This window comes from Kaistella sp. PBT33-4, from assembly GCF_029194425.1.
GTDB lineage: Bacteria > Bacteroidota > Bacteroidia > Flavobacteriales > Weeksellaceae > Marnyiella.
The window spans coordinates 60,090-84,528 of record NZ_JARFYL010000004.1; the positions used below are offsets into that span (position 1 = coordinate 60,090).

At 39.7% G+C, this 24,439-nt stretch carries 23 protein-coding genes and 2 pseudogenes; 21 read left to right on the forward strand and 4 right to left on the reverse strand.

Features of this window, described 5'->3' with window-relative positions; genetic code table 11:
* Positions 1–142 precede the first annotated feature (142 nt).
* Positions 143–526, reverse strand: a pseudogene (locus P0M11_RS13310) (MauE/DoxX family redox-associated membrane protein); the annotation flags it as partial.
* 202 nt (positions 527–728) lie between these two features.
* Positions 729–950 carry a hypothetical protein gene (locus P0M11_RS09080; protein WP_275625394.1) on the reverse strand — a complete coding sequence of 74 codons (222 nt, stop codon included), beginning with the start codon at positions 948–950 and terminating at the stop codon, positions 729–731.
* Positions 951–1,226: 276 nt separating this feature from the next.
* Here P0M11_RS09080 and P0M11_RS09085 point away from each other — a divergent pair, with 276 nt between their 5' ends.
* From P0M11_RS09085 to P0M11_RS09120, 8 genes and pseudogenes are all read left to right on the forward strand, one after another.
* Positions 1,227–2,930, forward strand: a complete 1,704-nt coding sequence (locus P0M11_RS09085) for an AraC family transcriptional regulator (RefSeq protein ID WP_275625395.1) — start codon at positions 1,227–1,229, stop codon at positions 2,928–2,930.
* Between the two features lie 46 nt (positions 2,931–2,976).
* A complete protein-coding gene (locus tag P0M11_RS09090; RefSeq protein ID WP_275625396.1) occupies positions 2,977–3,822 on the forward strand; it encodes an RteC domain-containing protein in 846 nt (281 codons plus the stop codon).
* Positions 3,823–4,283: 461 nt separating this feature from the next.
* A pseudogene (locus P0M11_RS09095) lies at positions 4,284–5,534 on the forward strand (site-specific integrase).
* A 576-nt stretch (positions 5,535–6,110) separates the two neighbouring features.
* Entirely contained in the window at positions 6,111–7,184 is a 1,074-nt protein-coding gene (locus P0M11_RS09100; protein WP_275625397.1) for a DUF932 domain-containing protein, read from the forward strand.
* 51 nt (positions 7,185–7,235) lie between these two features.
* Positions 7,236–7,643 (forward strand): hypothetical protein, encoded by a 408-nt coding sequence (locus tag P0M11_RS09105; RefSeq protein ID WP_047095542.1) that lies wholly within the window; start codon positions 7,236–7,238, stop codon positions 7,641–7,643.
* Between the two features lie 2 nt (positions 7,644–7,645).
* Positions 7,646–8,143: a hypothetical protein gene (locus P0M11_RS09110; protein WP_002978538.1), complete on the forward strand. Its 498-nt coding sequence runs from the start codon at positions 7,646–7,648 to the stop codon at positions 8,141–8,143.
* Entirely contained in the window at positions 8,133–8,327 is a 195-nt protein-coding gene (locus tag P0M11_RS09115) for a hypothetical protein (RefSeq protein WP_047095570.1), read from the forward strand. The genes P0M11_RS09110 and P0M11_RS09115 overlap by 11 nt, the downstream gene beginning before the upstream one ends.
* A gap of 351 nt (positions 8,328–8,678) precedes the next feature.
* Positions 8,679–9,671, forward strand: coding sequence for a hypothetical protein (locus P0M11_RS09120; RefSeq protein ID WP_275625398.1), 993 nt, complete (start codon positions 8,679–8,681; stop codon positions 9,669–9,671).
* A 45-nt stretch (positions 9,672–9,716) separates the two neighbouring features.
* On the opposite strand, the gene P0M11_RS09125 is transcribed toward P0M11_RS09120, so the two are convergent.
* On the reverse strand, positions 9,717–10,106 hold the full coding sequence (locus tag P0M11_RS09125) for a response regulator transcription factor (RefSeq protein WP_024566583.1): 390 nt from the start codon (positions 10,104–10,106) through the stop codon (positions 9,717–9,719).
* 272 nt (positions 10,107–10,378) lie between these two features.
* Complete coding sequence (locus P0M11_RS09130; protein ID WP_275625724.1) at positions 10,379–10,654, reverse strand: helix-turn-helix domain-containing protein; 276 nt, start codon at positions 10,652–10,654, stop codon at positions 10,379–10,381.
* A gap of 140 nt (positions 10,655–10,794) precedes the next feature.
* Between P0M11_RS09130 and P0M11_RS09135 the strand changes: the two genes are divergently transcribed.
* The 13 genes from P0M11_RS09135 (at position 10,795) to P0M11_RS09195 (ending at position 24,409) form a co-directional block, all read left to right on the forward strand.
* On the forward strand, positions 10,795–11,163 hold the full coding sequence (locus P0M11_RS09135) for a rhodanese-like domain-containing protein (RefSeq protein WP_275625399.1): 369 nt from the start codon (positions 10,795–10,797) through the stop codon (positions 11,161–11,163).
* A 193-nt stretch (positions 11,164–11,356) separates the two neighbouring features.
* Positions 11,357–11,776: a hypothetical protein gene (locus tag P0M11_RS09140; protein ID WP_275625400.1), complete on the forward strand. Its 420-nt coding sequence runs from the start codon at positions 11,357–11,359 to the stop codon at positions 11,774–11,776.
* Between the two features lie 107 nt (positions 11,777–11,883).
* Positions 11,884–13,269: a TolC family protein gene (locus tag P0M11_RS09145; protein ID WP_275625401.1), complete on the forward strand. Its 1,386-nt coding sequence runs from the start codon at positions 11,884–11,886 to the stop codon at positions 13,267–13,269.
* Positions 13,270–13,278: 9 nt separating this feature from the next.
* The gene (locus P0M11_RS09150; protein WP_275625402.1) at positions 13,279–16,461 is read left to right on the forward strand and encodes an efflux RND transporter permease subunit; all 3,183 of its coding nucleotides are present in this window, start codon (positions 13,279–13,281) and stop codon (positions 16,459–16,461) included.
* Between the two features lie 20 nt (positions 16,462–16,481).
* Positions 16,482–17,594 (forward strand): efflux RND transporter periplasmic adaptor subunit, encoded by a 1,113-nt coding sequence (locus P0M11_RS09155; protein WP_141814666.1) that lies wholly within the window; start codon positions 16,482–16,484, stop codon positions 17,592–17,594.
* A gap of 5 nt (positions 17,595–17,599) precedes the next feature.
* On the forward strand, positions 17,600–18,166 hold the full coding sequence (locus tag P0M11_RS09160) for a TlpA disulfide reductase family protein (RefSeq protein ID WP_141814665.1): 567 nt from the start codon (positions 17,600–17,602) through the stop codon (positions 18,164–18,166).
* A 49-nt stretch (positions 18,167–18,215) separates the two neighbouring features.
* Positions 18,216–18,662, forward strand: coding sequence for a protein-disulfide reductase DsbD N-terminal domain-containing protein (locus tag P0M11_RS09165; protein ID WP_141814664.1), 447 nt, complete (start codon positions 18,216–18,218; stop codon positions 18,660–18,662).
* A 10-nt stretch (positions 18,663–18,672) separates the two neighbouring features.
* A complete protein-coding gene (locus tag P0M11_RS09170; protein WP_141814663.1) occupies positions 18,673–20,349 on the forward strand; it encodes a cytochrome c biogenesis protein CcdA in 1,677 nt (558 codons plus the stop codon).
* A 28-nt stretch (positions 20,350–20,377) separates the two neighbouring features.
* Positions 20,378–20,956, forward strand: a complete 579-nt coding sequence (locus P0M11_RS09175) for a TlpA disulfide reductase family protein (protein WP_141814662.1) — start codon at positions 20,378–20,380, stop codon at positions 20,954–20,956.
* Positions 20,957–20,973: 17 nt separating this feature from the next.
* Positions 20,974–21,597 (forward strand): TlpA disulfide reductase family protein, encoded by a 624-nt coding sequence (locus tag P0M11_RS09180; RefSeq protein ID WP_275625403.1) that lies wholly within the window; start codon positions 20,974–20,976, stop codon positions 21,595–21,597.
* Positions 21,590–22,075, forward strand: coding sequence for a DsrE family protein (locus P0M11_RS09185; RefSeq protein ID WP_235904542.1), 486 nt, complete (start codon positions 21,590–21,592; stop codon positions 22,073–22,075). Before P0M11_RS09180 ends, P0M11_RS09185 begins: the two co-directional genes overlap by 8 nt.
* Before the next feature lie 33 nt (positions 22,076–22,108).
* On the forward strand, positions 22,109–23,527 hold the full coding sequence (locus tag P0M11_RS09190; protein WP_141814660.1) for a 5'-nucleotidase C-terminal domain-containing protein: 1,419 nt from the start codon (positions 22,109–22,111) through the stop codon (positions 23,525–23,527).
* Between the two features lie 54 nt (positions 23,528–23,581).
* Complete coding sequence (locus tag P0M11_RS09195) at positions 23,582–24,409, forward strand: RteC domain-containing protein (protein WP_275625404.1); 828 nt, start codon at positions 23,582–23,584, stop codon at positions 24,407–24,409.
* Positions 24,410–24,439: the final 30 nt, after the last annotated feature.

Sequence of the window (24,439 nt, forward strand, 5' to 3'; positions counted from 1 at the left end):
TGTTCTCCTTTTTGATGATGTGTTCTGAAGATAAAAATAAAGCAACTACTAGGGCGATACTTAAAAAGTTGGTTGCTAGCAGAAATAGTGTGTGCCTCTTTAATGATTTTCGATAGAACATTACCTGCTGAAGAATTGCGATTATTCCTACTGCTACGCATACTAAGTTAAAAATTAAATGTTCTGTCCATCCCAGCTTTTCCAGAATACCACCACAAGAACACGGTATAAAATCACTATAATTTAAAATAAGATATATGTAGATCGTGAATGCGGACATTATAGCAGTTGATGAATAAAGTCCAAACAATCTAATATTAGGAAAAACCAAACATACTACAATAACTAATTCAGCTACAATAACTGCAAAGGATATAAAATTTGCATATGCGCTTAATAATGGTGACTGACCAATCTGAATTTTAAAATTCTCAAAATCCAATATTTTACTGATGGCTGCATAACAAAACAGCAAAATAAAAAAGTAACTTATGATGAGCGGAATGTATTGATTATAGCGACGCATGGTTTGTTTCTTTTAGTTTTAACAGACAATAATTAATTTCCAACTGATCTTCATTCCACAGTAGTCAGGCATTGGCTCACCCTTGAATAAGGTAACTGTCGTTTTAAAATTTCCCATACTTTCCCAGATGCCGCTTTCCGGACATGGTAAGCCTGTGACAACTGATATGGATGTATGGGAAATCATAGGTCATTCCTCTTAGTTAATTATTTGGAACAAGTCGCCAATTATCACCATCTCTTACCGGCGGGTCAGTGTCCACAGTATCTCCTGATGTTTTGGTCGAATCCCCTCGCATCATTGAAGTTTTTTCAATCTGATCGAATTGGTTATAATCTATAACTATTTCTTCATCTCGATTTGCACAGTTTTGCATACAAACTGAAGCTATTACAATACTAAAAATTGGGATAATCTTTTTCATTTTAATTGTTTTAATTTGGTTATCCCGGCCGGATTGAATTAGAATTCTGAAGCCAAAGTTATAGTGCTGAATCATCGGAAAAAACTGCTCTGCGGAGCAGTTTTAAAATAGATACGTCTCAATTTTAAAATTGAGACAGTGAGCAATGACCATTTATCGCCTTGCAGTCAGTCATGTAGGAATATGACCCTTAGCAGGGTATGTGCTATCTGAAAACTGCCTTATTTAAAGGCAAAATGTTTAATTTTGATATGGAGAGGTTCTAATAATCAGTCTATGAAAAAGGTGAATTACATTCTCGTCCTATTTTCTGCATTTTCACATTTATTATTTTCCCAGCAAAAAAAAGAGAGTACGTTCCGTGAGATCAGAAAAAACTATGAAAAAATGACCATAGACGATATGGATGCAATACCTTATGTGAAATTGTATATCCAAAAGGCAAAAAGAGAAAACAACCAGCAGAAATTGGTTCAGGGCTATAGGGACGGAAGACAGTTTGATTATAATAACAAGATCAGGTATGCTGACAGTGCCATAGCTGTTAGCATGAAGCTAGGCAGTAATGACGATATCAGCAAGGACTATCTAAGCAAGGGAATCATCTACTATTTCTATCAGAAAAAATATAAACTGGCGTTAGACCAGTATATAAAGGCGTACGAATTTTCAAAAGGATCAGGAGATGCGTATCATCATCATAAGGTCATTTATCATTTAGGTATAGTCAAAGAGCATTTGGGATATTATGATGAGGCCTTGGAACACTTTCAGAAATGCGCTACTTTTTACAGTTCAAACCTAAAGCAGAAGCTTCATGAGAATGAGCAGTTCAATTATAAGAAGGCCTATCTAAATAGTCTTCATCAGATGACTGTAACCAACAGGTACCTTAATAATTTTTCCAGTAGTGACAGCCTGAGCCAGTTGGGATATCAATTGACAGTAAACAATAGTGATTTTGAAATTGAAAACAGCTATTTTCTTAAATGCGTCGGCATTTCAAAATTTCAAAAGAAAGATTATGCAGGGGCAAAGAAAGATCTGGAAAAAGCACTGCCTATAATTTTAAAAAGAAGTGACTTCGCCTGGGCTTCAGTTATTTATTACTACTTAGGCAAGGTTTCCCAAGCAAAGAGTGATCCAGATCAAGCGATCAAGTACTACATAGAAATAGATTCAATTTTTGAAAAGCATAAGTTTATATTGCCTGAAGTTTACATGAGTTATAATTATCTTATCGAATATTATAAAAATATAGATGTGACCAAACAGCTATATTACACCAATCAACTTCTTAAAGCTGACAGTTTGATTTCCAAAGACTATTCCTATCTGTCTTCAAAACTTCATAAAGAATACGACCGCAGAACGTTAATCGAGCAAAGAGACGCTATTCAGAATTCCAGCACCAAAAAAATAAGGTTTGCCCAGATCCTCATATTTTCAGGATCGATTGTTCTTGCTTTCTTTGTCGTTCGCTCTATGAAATACAGGAAAATTAAAAAACAGTATGACCTTCTTCAAGAGAGAATAGCAGAAGGAACTTATAAGATCAATGATGTTATAAAGGATGAACCTGCTGATTCCACGATGAGGAAAACTTTTTTAACGAGTGAAATGACGTTGGAGATTAGGGGAAAGCTTGAAAAGTTCGAGCAAGAACTGCAATTTACAAAGAAAGGCCTTACACAGAAGAGCATTGCTAACAAATTGGGCACGAATTCCCATTATTTATCTGTATACATCAATGAAAATAAAGGAATGAACTTTAATAAATATATGGCAGAGCTTAGGATCAAGTATATAACGAATCTGCTCAATACCAACAATAAGTACCTCAACTACAGAATTGAAGCTTTGGCTGAGGAATGCGGCATAGCAGCTCGTCAAAATTTCTCAAATCTGTTTTATGGGATCAATGGAATACGACCGACCGATTACATAAAGAGGCGTAAAAAAGAATTGGGGCTCAGCTGATTTTAGCATGAATACACGAATTTTTGTAAATTTCTGAAAAAAGGACATGGTAACAAGAACTATTTTTAGAAAAATCACAAAATTACGTGACGAGCTTGAGTTGAAAATCAATGAAGTGTACGACGACGATGAAGATATAGTGAAGGTGGCAGAGAAATCTTTATTGGTAATCGATGAATTCATAAGAAAGTTAAAGAAAATGATCTCTGCCCACCATTTTGAGAATATAGCTGAAGAAGTATATTTTTTTAAAAAACTGAAACCTCAATTTATTTCGAAATTCATCTATTTCTCAACGATTTTGGATATTGAATCCCATAAGCCTAATGCAGGAATCAAAGCCTTAAAAAAATACTACGAGGCTGAACAGGAAAAACTAAAAACCTTCTATCTGGAGCAAACAGAGCTTTACAGTTATTACCGAAGGGAAGCAACCTATCTTGACCATAAAATGTTTGTCAGAAATTCTTATGATCTAAAGATGAAATTATCATTTGGTTTTTACAATTTTGACACAAGTTTTACCACTTCGCATGACCATATGATAGCCAGATTTATTGCCAATCAGAAATTTGACCAGTACTTAAAAAGGCAGATTGAAAATTTAAGCGAGAATAGCACTAATAGGACTTTATCGCCATTAGCTTGGTCTGCTTCTAAGGTGGGATTAATCGAACTTGTATATGCGCTGTATCATATGCGCTGTTTTAATGGAGGAAATATCGAACTTAGTGAGGTCATCAAATTTGTTGAGAAATCTTTGGACACAGACCTGGGTAACTTTCACAAAACGATATTTGAGATTCGGAACCGAAAACAGGGTCCGACGAAGTTTTTGCATTTGATCAGTGATCATCTCAGTAACCATTTTACAAATATTGAAAGTGAGTAATTTTGTTTCTTGAAAACCTTGAATATTTTCAGTTTCTATTCGAGGTTTTCATTAATTTTTATTGATCAGATTGCAGATTGCGGTCATTTAATATTATAAATCCATTTTATCACTGAAGATCATAACGATATCAGCACTGATGTTTTTATTGTGTGCTTTATTTTCTTCCTGCATGCAGTTGTTTCTTTGCTTTTTACTTAAAAAAGATTAGTAAAAAGCAAAAATAAGCAAAACGGTTAAAACCTTTGCTATACAAGGCTTTATAAAAAGAGTAGTCTTAGTTCGGAAGTCGGTGTCTGATAGGTTTGGGGCTTAAATTGACAAGGTTAGGTTACTAATTCGTTACCGATTGACAAAGGTAATGATATGGCTTAACTGATTATATTTCAGTCTTTTGCGCCCTTTTCTACATTCCCTTGTAACTCAATGTAATTTAATTTTAAACATTAAACATTTGAGTTATGGAACAGACAAAAAAATCGACGTTCAAACTGCTTTTCTATTTGAAAAAGAACGAACTGAAAAAGAACGGTAATGCCCCGATTATGGCACGTATTACCATTGACGGAACCCCTAAGACTTTCGGAACAAAGTTAGAAATTGACCCCAATAATTGGGATTTGAAACACGGAAGAGTTTAGGGAAAAAGTGCGCAGGCACTAAGCATTAATAAAAAACTGGATAACATACGTGGGCGTATCGACAAGATTTATGAAGATATGCTGAAGCACGAGGGCTTTGCGACCGCCCAAAAAGTAAAGCTATCTTTTTTAGGTGTTGGTGTAATGGATGATGCAATACTTAAAGTCTTCAACGACCAAAATGAGGATTTTAAAAAACTGGTCGAAAAGGAAGAACGCTCACAAAGCACCTACAACAAGTATATCACAGTTTACAATCATCTTACCACGTTTATCGAAGAACGCTATCATCGTGATGATATGGCTTTCCGGGAATTGACTGCCGATTTTATCCGGGAGTTTGATTTTTACCTCCGGTACGATTTACAGTCTTCGCATAATACGGTTTGGGTGTACACGATGCCTTTATTAGCCGTTGTGGAACTGGCTATTAAAAAGGGCTTGATACGTGATAATCCGTTTCAGGATTATGAAATCAGTATGGAGGAAACCGACCGGGGTTATATCCTTAAAGAAGATGTAGAAAAGCTGATGATGTGCGTACCGTCCCATCCACGGTATGAACTGGTAAAAGACCTGTTTATTTTCAGTTGCTTTACCGGACTTGCTTATGCGGATATTAAGAAACTGACAAGGAACAATATTCAATCATTCTTTGACGGTCATCAATGGATTATCAGCAGGAGAAAAAAGTCAGATATTGCTTCTAATGTTAGGTTAATGGAAATCCCTAAGTGTATCATTGAGAAGTATCAGGGTACGACAAGGAATGAATTTATCTTTCCGATTCCGACCAACGCCACCTGCAATACTCACATAGGTAAATTGGTTGAAAAGGCAGAAATTATTACCGAGCAAAAAGTAACCTTTCACACGGCAAGGCATACTTTCGGAACAATGTTTTTGACCGAGGGCGTACCGCTTGAAAGCCTTAGCAAAATGATGGGGCATAAAAACATTTCCACCACACAGATTTACGCTAAAATCACAAGCCAAAAAATCAGTAAGGATATGGATTTGGTTACGCCGAAATTCAAGGCTATGGAAGAAGCATTTATGATGGTAATCTAATCAGTTTCTATTTAATCACAATGAGCAGAATTTAACGGTTCTGCTTTTTTTATACCCATACTTCTTGTGTAGGTAAAGCACATTTACTTTCCCACTACCCAGTCCAACGCTGTAAAAGAGCTTATACCTACTTGCTAAATAGAAAATTGAAAAGCGAAGCCCTTATCTAACGCCCCTTGCTATTCCGTTTTTCAAATCTCTATTACAGGCTATGATAGCCTGGTCATTAATGCCATAAAAATTTAGAACAGAAAATTTCCACAATCAACCGGTAAAAAGGCAGCTAAGTTATAGCGGGCAGCCATCCCACACGCCCAACCAAAAGACTACGGCATAATGGCAAGGCAAAATGTTGGCTTCGCCGAGCTGCTGTGTGTTTCCTTGCCACCCTCCGGGACTTATTCCGTTTCCTTTTGGTTTTCCGCTTAGCCCGCTTGGATTATCTGCTTTCTTTTTTCCGGTTTTTCTTTTGGAAAAATTTATGCGAAGCGAAGCGGAGCAAACCACAACAGGAAGCGGGAAACGAGGAAAGCGAGTGAGTAAATAACATTTTTCAAACATCAAAATTTTAGCATTATGGCACACAACATCAATTTCAACGAGCAAACAGGACGTCATTCATTCTTCAGCGTTCAACAAAAAGCGTGGCACGGTTTGGGGCAAATCGTAGAGCAGTACCCAACAAGCGAGGAAGCAATAGTACACGCAGGTTTAGATTACGAGGTTATCAAATCCCCACTGTTTACACAGGGCAGAACAATGAGCATAGGCGACAGCGGAGAACTGATTGAAGCCAACGACATCTTAGTACCTAACAGTTTCGCCACACTTCGCACCGACACCAATACACCGTTAGGCGTAGTAGGCAAAGACTACCATATCGTACAAAACCGTGAGGCATTTAATTTCTTTGATGCTATTGTAGGTGGAGGCGAGGGAATATTGTACGAAACCGCAGGGGCATTGGGCAACGGGGAACGCATTTTTATCACTGCCAAGCTACCCGACTATATCCGTGTAGGTAACGGCGACGACGTAACAGAAAATTACATTTTCTTAACCACAAGCCACGACGGTAGCGGAAGTATTACCGCAGCATTTACCCCTATCCGTATCGTATGCCAAAACACCCTTAACGCTTCATTGCGGAGTATGACCAACGTAGTGCGTATCAAACACACGTCAGGAGCAAAACAACGCCTTGAAAACGCTCACAAGGTTATGGGACTTGCCAACACCCTAAGCACACAGTTAGAGAACATTTTTAATGACTGGGCTAAAGTAAGGGTAACAGACCGAGAAGTAAGAAAGCTAATCCAGTTGGCACTTTGCCCGAACAAAGAAACGTTTAACCTGCTCAAAAAAGGTGCGGAAGATGAAGTTTCCACCGTGTTCAAAAACACCGTAGATGATGCCTTTGAATACGCTATGATAAGCGACACCCAACAAATGGCAACTACCAAAGGCACATTATTCGGGACTTACAATGCCGTTACAGGTTACTTTCAGAATGTACGCAATTACAGGGATGGCGAAGCCAAACTACAATCCATTGTAATGGGCGGTACAGCACAGCTAAAGACACAAAAAGCCTTTGAACTGTGTACAGACTTTGCCTATTCAGGAGCAGAGATTTTCAACTTCAATTAATCATCAAAGGCGACTGCCTGCAAAGGTGGTCGCCTACTAAAAATAAAAGATATGAAAGCATTAGATAAAATGGACAACCTCGATAAAGCGGGCTTGTTGTGCAAACTTTTTCCCGCAGAACTGGAGAACCTGCAAAACGCTATAAAAACGCAATGCGACTACTTCCTGCAAAATGAAACAGCATTCCGTGAGGGTTGGTATCAAAAGGGATTTTTCACCGCTGAATTTTGGTACAGGCTTGTGCAGAATGCACAAAAAGGAACAGCCCAAAATGAACCTCTTTGGAAACGCCCGAACTGGTTTACAGACCATTTTTTTGACGGACACAATTCAATTTTCGCTATTCACTGCCTGATTGAATATACAGAAGATGCACAATGCGACCCGCAATTAAAACAGGCGATACACCTGCTTTTCGGGAGCGACAAATTTTTACAGATAACCTTAAACGATAAATAATTATGGCTAATTGGTGCAACAATTGGGTTATTTTTGAGGGAACACCCGAAGCAATCGAACAGATAACACAGCTATTCAAATCAATGGCTGAACAGGAACATAAAGACGACTGCGGGCAATTACCCGATTTCGTACAGGACACGCACGGAGATTATTTCTACAATATCAGTCAGGATAATGAAAGTGCGGGCGTGTTTCAGTATGAAACAAAATGGTCGCCAAACACGGAAGCGGTAAAGCAGATAGCCGAACATTTCAAAGTGAATTTCACACAGGACTATGAGGAATTAGGATGCTTAGTATATGGTCAGGCAATATTTGAAAACGGCATACTAAACGACACCTGCTTAGATAGCCAGGACTTTGACAGTTACGAATTAGACGAGGAAACAGATACCTACCATTTTGAGGGCAAGGAGTATGACAGCGAGTGGGAAATTCTCGACACATTGTTAGAGCGTAAAATGGCTAATGCTAAAATTCAGCACAATGAAAATTAGAGATAAAAACGGGAACTGGATTGAGGTTACTGACCTTAAAAAAGCTATTCAACAAACTGGGTGGTATAAAGAATATACGCATAATCCACCTGTGAAAAGCGACAAGGAAAGGCAGGCATATTGGACAGATATGCACAAGAAATTAATAGCTTTAAGAGAACAGTTAAACAAGCCGAAAAATTAAAACACAGTACGACCCAAAAAGTCGGGCGGCAAAAAGACAGATCCTCCCGATGGTCGGGCAGTCTTTTTGCTTTAAATGGGAGCAATCCCCTTTAGTAAAATGCAACCGCTCTGCACTTTCCCCATTTTACATTTTATCAAAATAGGTTACGATATTATTGTGTGGGATATTCAGTATCCCATTATTTGTTTTGTAATGACTTCTTTTCTTTCCACACAGCAACCAAAGAAAAGAAGCAAAAGAACGTCGCTTGGTTAATTTTGTCTTTTGTTTTTTTTGTAAGCTATCAAACAATTTCTAATTGATTAAATTTGAAATTTGTCAACAATTACAAATCGCTAAATCAAAGTAATGATAGAAACTGAAATTTCAATAACAGTAAACAGAAAGCCTGATATTAATTTAATAGAACAAAAAATTATCGAAAACAAATTTCAATTTCCAATTTACCTACGAGAATATGAATTTAGTTATCAAATAAATTTCACGAGCGATTATGAAGAATGGGAATTGGATACAGCAATTCTCAATAGTTTCCCAGGATATGAATTTACTAAAAACCTTGAAAAAGGGCGAAAAGAAATAAGAATTCAAATAATGAGATACCAGTCTGAATTATCGACTGATGGTTGGGGAAGACAGATTGAAAATCCATTAAATGAAACGAAATATCTTGTAAAAACCTCAGCAAGCAAACCTGAAAAATTCAGCCCTAAAATCAAAGTTTTATTTGAAGACAAAGAGGAATATTACTTTATTAATATTGTGGATGGCATTAACAAAACCACCGATGAAAAAGGTTTTTTGTTGTTAGATGACTTCAAAACAAAAAATGAGGATGGCAATGCTGAAATTTTAAAAGATAAACTTTACAAATCTCCTCAAGAGGCTTTCCAATGGGGATTTTACAAAATATCTGATGTTGTAGAAAACGATTTTAACATATATCTTGAAAACAAAAAGAAAGAAATCAGAGAAATTCAAAAGCTACCTCGAAAAATCATCCGTGATTTTATAAATGCTTGTAATAGCTCCGATGAAAGTAATATTCTGAAACATCTTGACGAACAAATAATTTTTGAGAAACGTAAGAATTGGAAAACCATTTTTGAAGTCGAAGGAATTTCAAAATTCAAAGAATACCTTAGTTCTTCCGAACAAGAATTATGCGGCAAGGATTTTAAAATTAGGTCATCTTGGAATTTTAATTTGCCCAATGTCACTATTGGTGTAAAATATTTTCCTTCTTCAGTTGACAAAGGAAGTAAGTTCAATCTTAAATATGAACAAATGACAATTACATTAGATAATAATAAGATTGTCGGTATTATATATGAAATTTAATAAAATTTATCATTGAAATTCGGATACGAAAATGATTGCTAATAGTTACTTGGTCGCTACTTCAATGGCTTTTCTAAAATCATCTGCATCGCTGCCAATAAGCAGATAACCTGCAAAACCAATCTCTAAAAGAGATTTTACTGTTTTTTCTGTATCAATATCACTATGGGCAATCAGCTTAATGGTTGGATATTGCGTTCTTAATTTTTGAAGCTGCTCAAGCACATTCTTGTTGTAAAAATCAAGGTCTATAATACAAACTTTGGGAAGCTCTTTTAATGCTGATAATTGAGATAATCCGTCTTCAATGTTTTCCGAACGAAATAATACTTCAAGCCCTGAAGCAACGAGGTTATCACAGGTCAAATCCAAAATCGGACTGTTATCATTGATAAAGGCAAGAGTAATTCTTTGTTGTGCTGTACCAGTTTCCATATCATACCTTTTTTGTGTTGATGTAGCCCCGCACAAAAAAGAAGGCGCAGGCAAACTACACTTACCGACATTGAGGCACTGGTATACCCGACAACGAATAAGCGAGCGCCCACGCCTATGACGTGAGCGTTCCTACTTATCTGTCCCGTTGTCTTAAAAATTACCAGTTTTCAATGTGGGACTTAAAGCAAAAACACTTTAAGTATTTTCTATATTTTCGATAACAAAGATACTGAACTCTTTCCTTTTTGATAGCATATAATACAAAAAGGTTACGGTAAAACTGCTTTATGTGAAATATAATTCTGTTCCAGTATTGTCAGAATATCGCTTTCCTTGTAAATAATCTTACCGCCTATTTGTATATACGGCAGGATATTATCATCACGATATTGCTGTAAAGTCCGTTTGCTGATATGGAGCAACTTACACACATCTTCGCCCGAAAGGTATATTTCGCCGTTCATTACAGGGCGGTAGTTTTTCAATATGCTTTCGATACGGTGATTATTGATACCCGAAAAAAAGGCGATGTTGCCAAAGGGCATATTGCAGGTAGTCTGCATATCGAAAACGGAAAAACATTTTCTACGTGGGCAGGCTCTTTAGTAGATTACCAACAGCAATTAATATTGATAACTGATGAAGCGCATACAGAAGATCTGACCCGTAAGCTGATGCGATAGGAATGGATAATATTTACGGGTTTGTAACCGATTTGAATAAAATGAATATGGTACTGGAAAAATCAGACCTTGTTAGCATCGAAGAACTGAAAAAACATTTGGATAAAAAAGATGTACAGGTTATAGATGTCCGCACAGAAAGCGAATACAACAATGGACACATCAAAGGCGTGGAAAATATCGTTTTGACTTCTTTGGAAAACAACTTGGATAAAATCAGTAAGAACAAGCCTGTTATTGTCCATTGTCAGAGCGGTGTACGTGCTGCAATGGCATATTCTATTCTCAAAAGAAACGGCGTAAAGAACCTTAAAACATATTCAGGCGGCATCAATGAATGGGAAGAAAAAAAGAATGAATTGGTAAAATAAAAGACTTCTTAATTATTACAAAACTTGAGAAGAGATGTTTACAGCATCTCTTTTCGCTTTATTGCACAATTCATAGAAATGCTTGACCCTATCGGTAAAACATACCAGACTTCACATCTTTTCGTGTTAAAAAACACTAAAATACCCATTTCTTCTTGTATGCTTAAAGAATTAAAAGTATTTTTGTAAATTGATGAACAGGACTGTACCACATATTTCAGCAACTTACAGGCGATACTTCTTTGTATTCGCCACGTTCTTGTTGGTATTGGTTACATCCTGCCCAATCAAAAGCAGCATTAAAATTTTTGCAGGTCTGCCCACACAAACAGAAAGCGGCGTTCCTAAGACCAATCATAGTTTTCCGGCAAGCTCGCTGGAAAAATGTAGCAAGATTGAAACTGCCGACAACCAGATTGTCCAAAACTTTAATTTTAAGGCGAACGATTTATTACCCGTTCTTCTTTTTACGGCTTCGCTTCTTTTCCTTATCGGCTTCCGTCCGTTAAATAAAGAAAACAAGCATCCACTTTATAGCGGTAGCAACAAAATCCGTAGTTCTATTCCTATCTTTTTGGAATACCGGAAGCTCATCATCCACTTTGCCCGCTAATTCTTTTTTCCTATTGACTGTGATGCAGTTTCAATAGGCTTTCTATTGTTTTCATTTTAAAATAATCTTAGGTCGTATAAGCGACCTCTCCAAAATTGTATCATAATATGATAAAACATATTATGGCAACCACATTATTATGGTTAGCCATTGTTGCTGCGCTTCCACTATATGCACAGCAACAACAGGAATATACTTTAGGCAGCTTGTGGTCTAAAGTCGAAGAAACCTATCCCGGCGTTGGGGTAAAAACATCGGCGATAGATGCCGCAAAGTTCAACCAACGGGCGGTTAAGGGCAATATGCTCCCACAGGTAAACGCACAGGCACAGAATACCTACGGAACGTATGAGGGAAGCGCAGGAGCGTTTTTTCCGCAGGCAGGCTTTTTCAATGTTAGCGGTTCGGCAGTACCACTGGACGGTAGTTCTACGGCTGCCAATACTTTTGGCTCCGCCATTGTTCAATGGGAAGTATTTTCTTTCGGAAAGTTGCGCAAGCAGAACGAGGCTGCGGGTGCTTTATATGATAAATCGGTAAGTGATAAAGATGCTTACATACTCAACCTTAAAAAGATACTATCCGAAAGATACATTACACTTTTGTACAACAATGCCAAGCTGGACTGGACAGCGAATAACGCAGGACGTTTGGATGATATTCGCAAAATAACTTCGGGCTTATCCGCTTCGGGTTTAAGACCGGCAGCAGACAGCCTGCTTGCTTCCTCATCCTATGTACAGGCATTGGGCGAAAATGATAAATGGAATGGATTTAAAAATGCTTCCCTTATCAAATTGCTGGAATTGTACGGTAATGACAGCGTTAATTATACTGCATCTGCCAGCCGCTTCGGTAATCCCGCAGAAAATAATTTCAATAGAGTAAATAGTATAAGCCCATCGCATCCAATTTTAGATGCTTTGGATAAACAATCAGCCTATTATACGTTAAGCGGCGAAGCACAGAAAAGGTCATCCTTGCCATCCATTAACCTGTTAGGCGGTTACGCTTATCGGGGTACAGGTATCAACCCTAACGGAACAGTATCGGGAGCGTGGATAAACGGGTTCAGCAATACGACCAATAACTTTTTGGCGGGCATTGGTATTACGTGGAATTTGACGAGCCTGCATACCAACCGTATGAAAGGGGAACAATTGTTCAAAGAAGCGGAAAGTACCAAATTGCTGCATTCACAATACGAACAGGCAATGCAGGCAGATCTATCTGCTTCGCAGGCAAAAATCATTCAGCAGTACGAACAACTCAGGAAAACGAAACTTGCTGTACAGCAATCGCAGGACGCTTACAATATGTATCTGGCAAGGTACAAAAGCGGTCTGATCACTTTAAGCGAATTATTACAGATACGCATTTTGCTGGAACAGGCAGAGAATGCCCACATAGAGGCTTCCCGTGATTATTGGATGCTCCTTGCTTACGAGGCGGAACTGACCGCCAACTTCGATTTCTTGTTTAACAATCTTTAATTATTGCTTATGAACCTGATAAGATTTGCGTTAAGGAAACCGATTGCTATTATGGTAGCAGTGCTTACGATAGCTTTCTTTTCCTATAACACAGTAAAAAAAATAAACGTAGATATATTCCCCGAAGTGGAATTGCCTGCGATATATATTGCTATGCCTTATGGTGGTTTGTCGCCAGCCTATATGGACGGGTTTATGGCAAATGAATTCCAAAAGGTACTCCTGTTTGTAAGCGGTGTAAAGAACATCGACTTCAAAAGCGTACAGGGATTAACACTGATGAAGCTAACATTTTATCCCGGAACGGATATGGCACAGGCAGCCGGAGAGGTTTCTACCTTTACCAACCGGGCAATGGGCTTCCTGCCGCCCGGAGCCGTACCGCCAATGGTAGTACGGTTTGATGGTAGCTCACTCCCTGTTGGACAATTGGTATTTGAAAGTGAGCAGCGTTCGGTAAACGAATTGCAGACACTCGCCATTACGAAAATCAGACCGATGTTTACCGAAATTCTCGGTATCACTTCTCCAGCACCGTTTGGGGGTAATATCCGTTCGATAATTGTAAACATCAATCCCGAAGCAATGCAGGCGAGCGGGCTAAGCCCCGAAGAAATAACAGCCGCCATTACTAAAAACAGTCTTCCTTCGCCTGCCGGAAATATCCGCATAGGCGATGAAAATTTGATGGCTCCGATTAACTCCATTGCCAAAAATCCCGAAGAATTTTTGAACACGCCTGTAAAAACAAGTGATAACCGAACTATTTATGTGCGTGATGTGGCAAGCGTGTTGGACGGTGCAGATCAGACCGTAGGTTATGCGGTGGTTAATGGCAAAAGGTCGGTTTACCTGCCTATCATCAAAAAAGCAGATGCCTCCACTTTAGATGCCGTAAAGAACTTAAAGGCTTCTATACCGATGCTCAAAAGCCAGTTGCCTGAAGATGTTGATGTCCGTTACGAATTTGACCAATCGACCTACATCGAACGTTCGCTTTCCAACCTGATACACGAGGGCATATTGGGAGCAGTTTTCACAGGCTTAGTGATATTGCTGTTTTTAGGCGATACTCGGGGAGCGATTATTGTGGTACTGACTATCCCGATTGCTATCCTATCAGCCGTTACAGCACTGCATCTTTTCGGGCAAACCATTAATATTATGACATTGAGCGGGCTTGCCCTTTCCATCGGTATCCTGGTCGATGAAGCCACGGTAACGATAGAGAACATACACCAGCATATGGAAATGGGCAAATCCAAACAGCGGGCAATCGTAGATGCCTTGCTCGAAATCTCTATTCCTAAATTACTGATATTGCTCTGTATCCTTGCGGTACTTACACCTGCCTTTATTATGACAGGTATTCCGAAAGATATGTTTATGCCTTTGTCTATGGCAGTGGCATTTGCAATGGTCGCTTCCTTTTTGGCTTCGCAAACGTTTGTGCCGATTTTGGCAAACTGGATGATGAAGAACAAGCATAATGATGAAGCCAACACACCAAGAAAACGGGCATTCTTTGACAAGTTCCGTGTCAACTATTCCTACCGGATGCGTAAATGGTCAACAAAGGCAACCCCGCTTTTTATAGGATATGTTTTGGTTGCAGGATTGGTTACTGCTTTATTGCTTAACGTAGTGGGTACAGACGTAATGCCTGTTTCCAATAACGGCGATTTTCAGCTACGACTGCAAGCCCCGCAGGGAAGCAGGCTCGAAAAAACAGAGCAGCTTGTAAGAGATGTTACTGATGATATTCGTGAGATAATCCCTGAAAACGGCATCAAACTAACTTCCGCATTTGTAGGAACACACGCCGCAGGAACGCCTATCAACCCGATATTCCTATTTACAAGTGCTTCACACGAAGCAGTATTGCAGGTATCGGTCAATCAGGATGTGTATGAGGGTTCTATGGAAGAACTGAAAGAAAACATACGGAAAAAGATTGCCGAAAAGCATCCGGATGCCGCTTTCAATTTTGAGCCGATGGAGCTTACCGAAAAGATTATGGGACAGGGTGCAATGACACCTATCGAAGTAAAAGTAGGAGCCAATCAGATAAAAGGAGCATTTGCGCACGCATCAAAGATTGAAGCCAATCTTAAAAAAGTGCCTTACCTGCGTGATGTCCGCATTGCCGAAGCTATCGCTTATCCTACATTGGAAATAGATGTAAACCGTGACCTTGCGGGGCAGTTCGGGCTTACAATGCAGGATGTTACCCGAAGCCTTGTTGCCGCTACTTCTTCAACAAGATATACCGATAAGAACCTGTGGATAGACCCGAAATCGGGATTGGTATTCCAAACACAAGTGCAGATACCTGAAGCAATTATGCAATCCGAAGAAAAGCTGCGGTCGCTTCCGCTCAAAAAAGGAAGCCTTCGCCCTGTGTTGGAAGATGTGGCGACCATACGCAAAGTTACATCGCCTGCACAGGTAAACCGTAAGGGACCGAACCGCTACGTTACCGTAGTTGCCAATGTATATGGTAAAGATTTGGGTACAGCTTCCAAAGCGGTTAAGCAAGCCATTAAAGATGCCGGGGAACCGCCACGTGGTACAAACGTTTGGACGGAGGGAACATTACAATTATTGGATGATACATTAGGAAGCCTGTTAGCTGGTTTGGGCGTAGCCATTATTGCCATATTCCTGATGCTTTCGGCTTATTACCAATCGTTCAAAGTACCGTTGATTATACTTTCTGTTTTACCTGCCGTAATTGCCGGAAGTCTGATTATCCTTTTCATTACCGGAAGTACACTTAACCTGCAATCGTATATGGGTATCATTATGTCGCTCGGTGTATCGGTGTCCAATGCGGTATTATTGGTTAATCAGGCAGAGTTCTACCGCAAGAAATTAGGATTAAAACCGAAGAATGCTGCAAGGCTTGCCGCTTCATCCAGGTTAAGACCTGTAATAATGACTGCCGCAGCTATGTTGGCGGGTATGTTGCCAATGGCAATGGGCTTAGGCGATGGAGCCGAGCAGGTAGCACCATTGGGCAGAGCCGTTATCGGGGGGCTTATCGCTTCTACGGTAACTATCCTTTTGTTGGTTCCGCATTTCTTCTCTTCCCTGCTGTCGAGAACTAAAGTGATTAGCCCGTCATTAGACCCTGATGATTGCGAAAGCAGATATTACAAGGAGCCATCGGCACAACAAACTATATCATAACTCTTAAAATATTAAATACAATGTATCAAAGCATTTCAATAAATAAAAAATCAGGTATAGGACTGGCAATGGCGGCAGTGCTGACAATGGTTTTCGCTTCCTGTTCAAATAAAACGGAAGAAAAAGGACAGGGGCAAAAAAAGCAGGAAGTAAAGGCTGTTAACTATCCTGCCAAACCTGTGCAGTTCATCAATCCCGAATACGAAATATCTGTACCCGCAGAATTGAAACCGTATGAGCAGGTAGCCGTTTATGCAAAGGTTACAGGTTTTGTAAAACGAATGTACGTAGACAGAGGGGATCGTGTGCGTAGAGGTCAGCTTTTGGCGGTGCTGGAAGCTCCCGAAATGAACCAGCAATATCTTTCTGATAAGTCCACGGAGCAAAAGGTATATAGTGATTACCTATACGCAAAACAGGCTTATGACAGATTGGTAACCGCTTCCAAAACAACGGGAGCGGTAGCAGATATTGAGCTGGACAGGGCAAAAAGCGCAATGCAAAGTGCCAAATCAGCTTATGATGCTTCTAAAGCAGGTACGGCGCATTCTTCGCAATTGCAGCAGTATCTCCGCATTACAGCACCGTTTGACGGTGTGATTACCGACAGGAATGTTTCGGTTGGTGCATTGGCAGGAACTGGAAGCAATACGCCCTTATTTATGATGGCTCAAAGCAATAAGCTAAGATTAACCTTATCATTGCCTGAAAAACACGCTTCATCTGTAAAGCAGGGTATGCCTGCTACATTTACAATCAGCTCACAGCCCGGCAAAACATTCAATGCCGTTCTTTCCCGTACATCGGGCTTGCTCGACCAGCAAGACCGTTCCCTTACATTGGAGTTTGATGTGAGCAATCCGTCCGGCGAATTACAGGGTGGCGACTATGCACAGGTAAAGCTAAAATTACAGCGCAAAAATCCTACTTATTGGGTTCAGAGCAAAAGCGTGTTGAACACACAGTCGGGAACGTATGTACTGACCTTAAACGACAATGAGGTAAAACGTATAGCTGTAAGTGAGGGCGTTCGTTTGGATACGCTGACCGAAGTGTTCGGTAATCTTTCTCAACAGGATAAAATTATTGTAAAGCCTTCGGAAGAAATCAAAGAGGGCAGAATTAAAAAATAGGGATTATGAAGTTGAACATAAAAAAAATAGCCCTGCTCCCGCTAATAGCGATTACGGGATGGGCATACGCAGCAATCAATAACAATGGTATTGATGGAAGTATGAATAAAAATCAAAACACTAATGGCGAAAAGCCATTAGTGTCAAATGCGCAACCAACGCCTGATTTAAAGTTCAAGGACGAAAACGGAAAAACCATTTCGTTACACTCCTTAAAGGGCAAGGTTGTCTTTATCAATCTTTGGGCAACGTGGTGTCCGCCGTGTATTCACGAAATGCCCTCTATTAACGACCTGCGGAAGACCTTTAAGGATAACAAGGATCTGGTATTCCTGATGGTCGATGTGGACGGGAAAATAGAAAAGTCAAAAGAGTGGATGAAAAACAAAAAATTTGACCTCCCAGTACACGTTCCCGACGGCGACATACCCCGTGAACTATTTACAGGTTCTATCCCGACCACCATTATTGTAGATAAGCAAAACAACATCATCGGCAGGCAGGTGGGCGGCGCAGACTATTCGTCTAAAGAAGTCATTGACCTGATGACGAAACTTTTAAACGAAAAATAGTTGGTAATAAATAAGAAAAATATTCAGTAACAATTAAAAGATAAAAACAATGAAAAGGATAATATTTTTTGTCGCATTCTTATTCATAAGTGCCGCATCATTCGGACAAATACTAAAGCCTGTAAAATGGTCTTATGCTTCAAAACGCATCAACGATAAAGAAGCTGTACTGCTTTTAAAGGCAACCATAGAAGACGGCTGGCATATCTATTCGCAGACGGTTCCTAAAAACGGTCCGCAGCCGACAAGTTTTTCGTTCCAAGCGTCGAAAGCCTACCAATTGAACGGAAAGGTATTGGCAGCTAAACCTATTGTAAAGCACGACCCGACTTTTGATATGGAAGTGGGTTACTACAAAAAATCTGTGGTGTTCCAGCAAAAGGTAAAACTAACAGGTAATTCGCCTACGGTAAAAGGTACGCTTACCTATATGGTTTGTAACGACAAACAATGCTTACCGCCTGAAGAAGTGGCGTTCAGCATTCCTGTAAATTAAAGGATACAATATGAGATTAATAGCGAAAATATTAATTGTACTATTCATCAGTGGTTTGATGGCTGTTACTGCAAATGCGCAGACGGACAGTCTTGTATCCTATGATGATGTGGAGTTTACGGAAATAACGGAGCAGCAGCCTGTTCAGCAGGACAGTATCGAAGCATCAAAAGAGCCGGAAACTTCGTTAACACAAGAAAACGGGACTACCTTGCAAAAGAATGAACCCGCAACGAATAAAGGTTCATTATGGGCAATTTTCATTGCGGGTTTTATTGGCGGCTTTGCAGCATTGCTGATGCCCTGTATTTTCCCGATGCTGCCCTTAACGGTAAGTTTCTTTACCAAAAGCGGGCATACCAAAGGCAGAGCCGTAATGCAAGCAATGATGTATGGCTTATCCATCATACTCATTTACGTGTTATTAGGCATTTTGATAACGGTTATTTTCGGGGCGGATGCGCTTAACAGCCTTTCCACAAACGGGATTTTTAATTTTGCTTTCTTCGTTCTTTTGGTGGTTTTCGCCTTTTCATTTTTCGGTGCGTTTGAACTTTCTTTGCCCGCTTCGCTTGCAAACAAGTTAGACCGTAAGGCTGACCGAGGCGGTTTGTTGGGGCTTTTCTTTATGGCGGCAACATTAGCGGTCGTGTCATTTTCCTGTACGGGTCCGATTATCGGAACCTTGCTGGTACAGGCTGCCACAATGGGCGAACTTTTAGGTCCCGCCATCGGGATGCTCGGCTTTGCATTGGCATTGGCAATACCGTTTACACTTTTTGCAATGTTCCCAAGCCTTTTAAAAAGCCTGCCGTCTTCGGGAGGCTGGCTGAACAGCGTTAAGATTACGCTCGGCTTTTTGGAACTGGCTCTTGCACTGAAATTTTTAAGCAACGTTGACCTTGCCTATCATTGGAATTGGTTTGACAGGGAGGTCTTTTTAGCACTATGGATTATTATTTTCGGGTATTTGGGCTTTTACTTATTGGGCAAGCTACGCTTTCCCGGCGATAGTCCTGCGGTAGATATAAGCCTGCCAAGAATGGTGCTGTCAATGGTGGTGCTTGCATTTACCCTGTATATGGTTCCGGGATTATGGGGCGCACCCCTTAAATCCATTTCAGCATTTTTACCCCCACAGGCTACACAGGATTTTGACCTTTATACTTCGTCATTAGGCAGAACACAAGCAAGCTATTCAACGGATGGCAAAGCCCATAAATATTCCGATATATTCCACGCTCCGTTAAACCTGAACGTATTTTTTGATTACGACGAGGGAATGGAATATGCTAAAAAAGCAGGCAAGCCTGTGATGCTCGATTTTACAGGACACGCCTGCGTGAACTGCCGTAAGATGGAAGCATCGGTATGGTCAGACAAAGATGTACTCCGGCTATTGAACGAAGAGTTGGTTATCATACAGCTTTATGTGGATGACAAGACCGCCTTACCGGAGGCAGAGCAATTTGTATCATCGTTCAGTGGTAAAAATATACGCACCATAGGTAATAAATGGAGCGATTTTCAGGCGAGTAAATACAACGCCAATTCGCAACCCTTTTATGTGCTTTTAAACCCCGCCAACGAAGAAATTTTGGTAAACCCTATCGGAGCAGATTATGACCCGAAAAGCTATTACAGCTTTTTGCAATCTGCGATAGACCGATACAAGAATAAAAAATAGAATTAGAAACAGTAAAAAATCACAGAATATGAAAACGCAGTTTAGAAATTTGGCAGTTCGTTCCGGGATTTTCATTATTACAGCTATCTCGCTGGCAGCTTGTGGAAATACGGATAAGAACAAAGAGAACAAGGTAGAAAGCGGAAATACCCCGACGGAAGAAGTTGCAACAACGGAAGCCCCTGCTCCGGCAGCTTCGGATATTTCTTTTAAGGACAAAAGCGGTAAAACGGTATTGTTAAGTTCCTTAAAAGGCAACGTGGTATTCATCAACTTTTGGGCTACGTGGTGTCCGCCCTGCATCCACGAAATGCCCTCTATAAACAAACTCAAACAGTCTTTTAAAGATAATGATGATATCGCGTTTTTAATGGTGGACGTGGATAACAAGATAGAGAAGTCCACTGCCTTTATGAAAGATAAAGGATATGATTTGCCTGTTTATGTTCCGGCAGGAGATATACCCCAAGACTATTTAGGCAGTGCTATCCCGACTACGGTTATACTCGATAAAAGCGGAGATATGATAGCCCGTATGGAGGGCGGCAGGGATTATACAAGCCCCGAAATTATCAAAGCCCTGAATGAATTGGTAGAAAGTAACTAACAGATAAAAATAGGATTATGCTGAACAATAAAGAGGTTTCCAAAAAAAAACCGCCTGCCAGTAAATTGCAGTACATCAAGAAAAATGCCTTTACCATTGTAATGGTCATTTTTGTAGGAATAATGTTTGTCAGCCCCGATGCAAAATCATTCGTGCTGCGGCAGCTAATGGCAACAGGGCTTTTTAATGCAAGTATGGATAAAAAGGATGCGGCTACGGCGAGCCAGGCGAACACGGATTTTGACTTTACGGATGAAAAAGGCAATGTACAAAATACCGCATCATTAAGAGGTAAAGTTGTGTTTATCAATTTTTGGGCATCGTGGTGTCCGCCTTGCAGGGCTGAATTTCCCTCAATCGAAACACTTTATACCCAATTCAAAAACAACCCTGATATGGTCTTTCTGACCATCAACGAAGACAATGACCCCGCAGCAGGAAAGGCGTATTTGGAAAAAGAGAAATTTTCAGTCCCGATGTATCAATCCAATGGTAATGTTCCGGCAGAAATTTACTCTGGTTCATTGCCTACTACCGTTGTATTGGATAAAAAAGGAAAAGTCAGATTGCACCACGCAGGATTTGCCAATTACGCCTCAGACAAGTTCGTAAAGCAGATAGAAGAGTTAATAAATGAATAACGAAACAAAAGGAGTTTTTAAAATGAAAAGATTACAAGCCTTGTTTATAGTGGTATTGTGTTTTACATCTGTCAGCATTTTTGCACAGCAAAAAACCGATGCAGTTTTTGAGCCTGCAAAAGCATATAAAAAACATTACAACGCTCTATACATCTTGAACGAAGCAGAAGATAAAAAAGTAAGGGGCATACTTCGCAATATAAATAATGTATTGACTGACCCACGACTGAAAGGCAAGCTACACATAGAAGTCATTGCATTTTCTGACGGGGTGGAAATGTATAAAAAAGCGAACAGCTATCAGGAATTATTGATTGCGCTAAAAGACAAGGGCGTAGTATTCGCTCAATGTTCAAAAACGATGGAGGAACGAAAAATTGAAAAAAAAGAACTGTTTGATTTCGTGAATTATGTTCCGAGCGGTAACGGAGAAATTATATTAAGGCAATATGAGGGTTGGGCAATTGTTCATCCTTAATCAAAAAATGTTTCAAACCCAAAATTCAATATTATGGAATTATCAATAGGATTTATAAACGATGTACACGGCTATCTCGAACCACATCCCGAACTGTTTTACAACAAAGACGGAGAATATATAAAAACAGCGGGCGGATATGCAAGGATTGCAACCATTTTTGAGAAGATAAAAAGCGAAAATGAACACGCTTTATTTTTCGATGGTGGCGACACCTTTCACGGAACCCTGCCAGTAGTATCTTCAAAAGGCGAAGCAATTGTACCTATTCTAAACCAGCTCGGTCTTAGTGGGATGGTTGGACATTGGGATTTCGCTTACACACCCGATCATCTGCTCTCGCTGGCAGAACAGCTCAATTACCCTGTACTGGCGATTAATGTTTTTAACGAGGACGGCACACTATTCCTAAAGCCCTATTCATTTATCGAAACTGGCAATATCAAAGTAGCCGTGATAGGTATTTGCGCCAACATTATAGATAAAACAATGCCCGATAAATTCAGCAAAGGAATATATGTAACCGATGCAATGCAGGAAATAAACGGCTACGTGGACGAAGTGAAAAATCAGGGTGCTGACCTTATTATACTTCTTTCACACAACGGCTTTCCGCAGGATATTGAGTTGCTGAAACACACCGTTGGGATTGATATTTGCCTTAGTGCGCATACCCATAACAGGCTGTATGAACCTGTAAAAGTGAATGATACTATTGTAATTCAATGCGGTTGCCACGGCTCTTTTGTGGGACATTTGAAGCTATCTGTTTCAGACAATAAAATCACACACCACGAATATGAGCTTATAGAAGTCAATGAGCAAGTTGCCAGCGACAGATCTGTGGAGCAGATGGTAAACGATATTATGGTTTCATACAGAAGCCTGCAAAAGCAGGTAGTCGCAAAGACAGACAACATTCTGCACCGATATTCTACGTTTTCATCGTCAATGGATGATTTATTATTAGAAGCTGTCCATAAAGCGGCAGGTGTAGCTATTGCATTCTCAAACGGCTGGCGATATGGTGCGCCTATTGACAAGGGGGATATCACCGTGTGGGATTTGTACAATATGGTTCCGATGAACCCTGTAATTACCACCGTAGATATGACGGGGCAAGAAATAATTGATATGCTGGAAGAGAACTTTGAACGAACATTTGCAACTAATCCAATGCAGCAAATGGGCGGATATTGCAAAAGGCATATAGGCTTACAAATTAAATTCCATATCGAAAACCCCTGTGGTTACCGAATAGAAGAAATCTTATTCGAGGGCGTACATCTTAATAAGCAAAGCATCTATAAGGTTGCCTACATCACCCAACAAGGTGTTTCGGATAAATACGGCAGTAACAGAATAGATTTAGAAGTAACTACCGTACAAGCCCTAATTACTTACTTGAACGAAAGTAGCGTTGGCTCGGATGCCAATTTTTCGGGAGAATGATCCTGCGGGAATACGGGTTTTACTCGTAATTATTTTAACATTAAGCTGCAAGCTATGGATAAACAATATGAAAATTACGTACAAAACTTAGAACATAAGATTGAAGAATTGACAGCCGAAGCGGAGAACCCGATTGGCTTAGCTCATCAATTAATAGAACTCCTATTAGGTTGTATGGCTGAACTAAAATCTTATGTAATGGAAAATGGTTTTAAAAATGTTGACGAAGAGATCTATTTCTTCAAACATATAAAACCAGTTTTTCTTTCCAAGCTCATTTATCACAATGCCATCTATAAAATAGAAACTAAAAAGCCTTATGGCAATGGCAAAGCCATAAAGAAATATATCGGTAATGAACTTGCAAAGCTGAAAAGGTATTTTGATAACAACCTCGACTTTTACAAGTATTACAGAACAAACAATACCTATCTTGATGAAAAATATTTTATCAGGGGCAAGTACGATATAAAATTGAGCTTAGATACCTACTACTTTGAAACAGACCATAATTTTACCACTTCCCACGATTATAAAGTGGCTAAAATAATTGCCAATGATTTGATACAGGTCCATCTCGAAGACCAGCTTAATTGCAGCAATAAGAAAAAGGCTTCTGAAAAATCGCCGTTGAACTGGACGGGAAGCAAAACAGCATTAACCGAACTCATTTATGCGCTGTATGCACAAGGGATATTTGACAACGGAAATGCCGATATTAAAATAATCGCCAAAACCTTTGAAACCACCTTTAATATTGATTTAGGCGACTTCTACCATACATTTATGGAACTGAAAGCCCGAAAGATAAACCGCACCAAATTTCTTGACAGCCTGCGTGATGCGCTTATAAAACGGATGGATGAGCAGGAAGAAGAATAAGATTATAAATTCGAACAAAAAGAAAACGGG

What these genes read in the sequence shown, in the direction of transcription:
- P0M11_RS09080 (WP_275625394.1), bottom strand. Translation starts at nt 950, where the DNA reads ATGAAAAAGATTATCCCAATTTTTAGTATTGTAATAGCTTCAGTTTGT.
- P0M11_RS09085 (WP_275625395.1), top strand. Translation starts at nt 1,227, where the DNA reads ATGAAAAAGGTGAATTACATTCTCGTCCTATTTTCTGCATTTTCACAT.
- P0M11_RS09090 (WP_275625396.1), top strand. Translation starts at nt 2,977, where the DNA reads ATGGTAACAAGAACTATTTTTAGAAAAATCACAAAATTACGTGACGAG.
- P0M11_RS09100 (WP_275625397.1), top strand. Translation starts at nt 6,111, where the DNA reads ATGGCACACAACATCAATTTCAACGAGCAAACAGGACGTCATTCATTC.
- P0M11_RS09105 (WP_047095542.1), top strand. Translation starts at nt 7,236, where the DNA reads ATGAAAGCATTAGATAAAATGGACAACCTCGATAAAGCGGGCTTGTTG.
- P0M11_RS09110 (WP_002978538.1), top strand. Translation starts at nt 7,646, where the DNA reads ATGGCTAATTGGTGCAACAATTGGGTTATTTTTGAGGGAACACCCGAA.
- P0M11_RS09115 (WP_047095570.1), top strand. Translation starts at nt 8,133, where the DNA reads ATGAAAATTAGAGATAAAAACGGGAACTGGATTGAGGTTACTGACCTT.
- P0M11_RS09120 (WP_275625398.1), top strand. Translation starts at nt 8,679, where the DNA reads ATGATAGAAACTGAAATTTCAATAACAGTAAACAGAAAGCCTGATATT.
- P0M11_RS09125 (WP_024566583.1), bottom strand. Translation starts at nt 10,106, where the DNA reads ATGGAAACTGGTACAGCACAACAAAGAATTACTCTTGCCTTTATCAAT.
- P0M11_RS09130 (WP_275625724.1), bottom strand. Translation starts at nt 10,654, where the DNA reads ATGCCCTTTGGCAACATCGCCTTTTTTTCGGGTATCAATAATCACCGT.
- P0M11_RS09135 (WP_275625399.1), top strand. Translation starts at nt 10,795, where the DNA reads ATGGATAATATTTACGGGTTTGTAACCGATTTGAATAAAATGAATATG.
- P0M11_RS09140 (WP_275625400.1), top strand. Translation starts at nt 11,357, where the DNA reads ATGAACAGGACTGTACCACATATTTCAGCAACTTACAGGCGATACTTC.
- P0M11_RS09145 (WP_275625401.1), top strand. Translation starts at nt 11,884, where the DNA reads ATGATAAAACATATTATGGCAACCACATTATTATGGTTAGCCATTGTT.
- P0M11_RS09150 (WP_275625402.1), top strand. Translation starts at nt 13,279, where the DNA reads ATGAACCTGATAAGATTTGCGTTAAGGAAACCGATTGCTATTATGGTA.
- P0M11_RS09155 (WP_141814666.1), top strand. Translation starts at nt 16,482, where the DNA reads ATGTATCAAAGCATTTCAATAAATAAAAAATCAGGTATAGGACTGGCA.
- P0M11_RS09160 (WP_141814665.1), top strand. Translation starts at nt 17,600, where the DNA reads ATGAAGTTGAACATAAAAAAAATAGCCCTGCTCCCGCTAATAGCGATT.
- P0M11_RS09165 (WP_141814664.1), top strand. Translation starts at nt 18,216, where the DNA reads ATGAAAAGGATAATATTTTTTGTCGCATTCTTATTCATAAGTGCCGCA.
- P0M11_RS09170 (WP_141814663.1), top strand. Translation starts at nt 18,673, where the DNA reads ATGAGATTAATAGCGAAAATATTAATTGTACTATTCATCAGTGGTTTG.
- P0M11_RS09175 (WP_141814662.1), top strand. Translation starts at nt 20,378, where the DNA reads ATGAAAACGCAGTTTAGAAATTTGGCAGTTCGTTCCGGGATTTTCATT.
- P0M11_RS09180 (WP_275625403.1), top strand. Translation starts at nt 20,974, where the DNA reads ATGCTGAACAATAAAGAGGTTTCCAAAAAAAAACCGCCTGCCAGTAAA.
- P0M11_RS09185 (WP_235904542.1), top strand. Translation starts at nt 21,590, where the DNA reads ATGAATAACGAAACAAAAGGAGTTTTTAAAATGAAAAGATTACAAGCC.
- P0M11_RS09190 (WP_141814660.1), top strand. Translation starts at nt 22,109, where the DNA reads ATGGAATTATCAATAGGATTTATAAACGATGTACACGGCTATCTCGAA.
- P0M11_RS09195 (WP_275625404.1), top strand. Translation starts at nt 23,582, where the DNA reads ATGGATAAACAATATGAAAATTACGTACAAAACTTAGAACATAAGATT.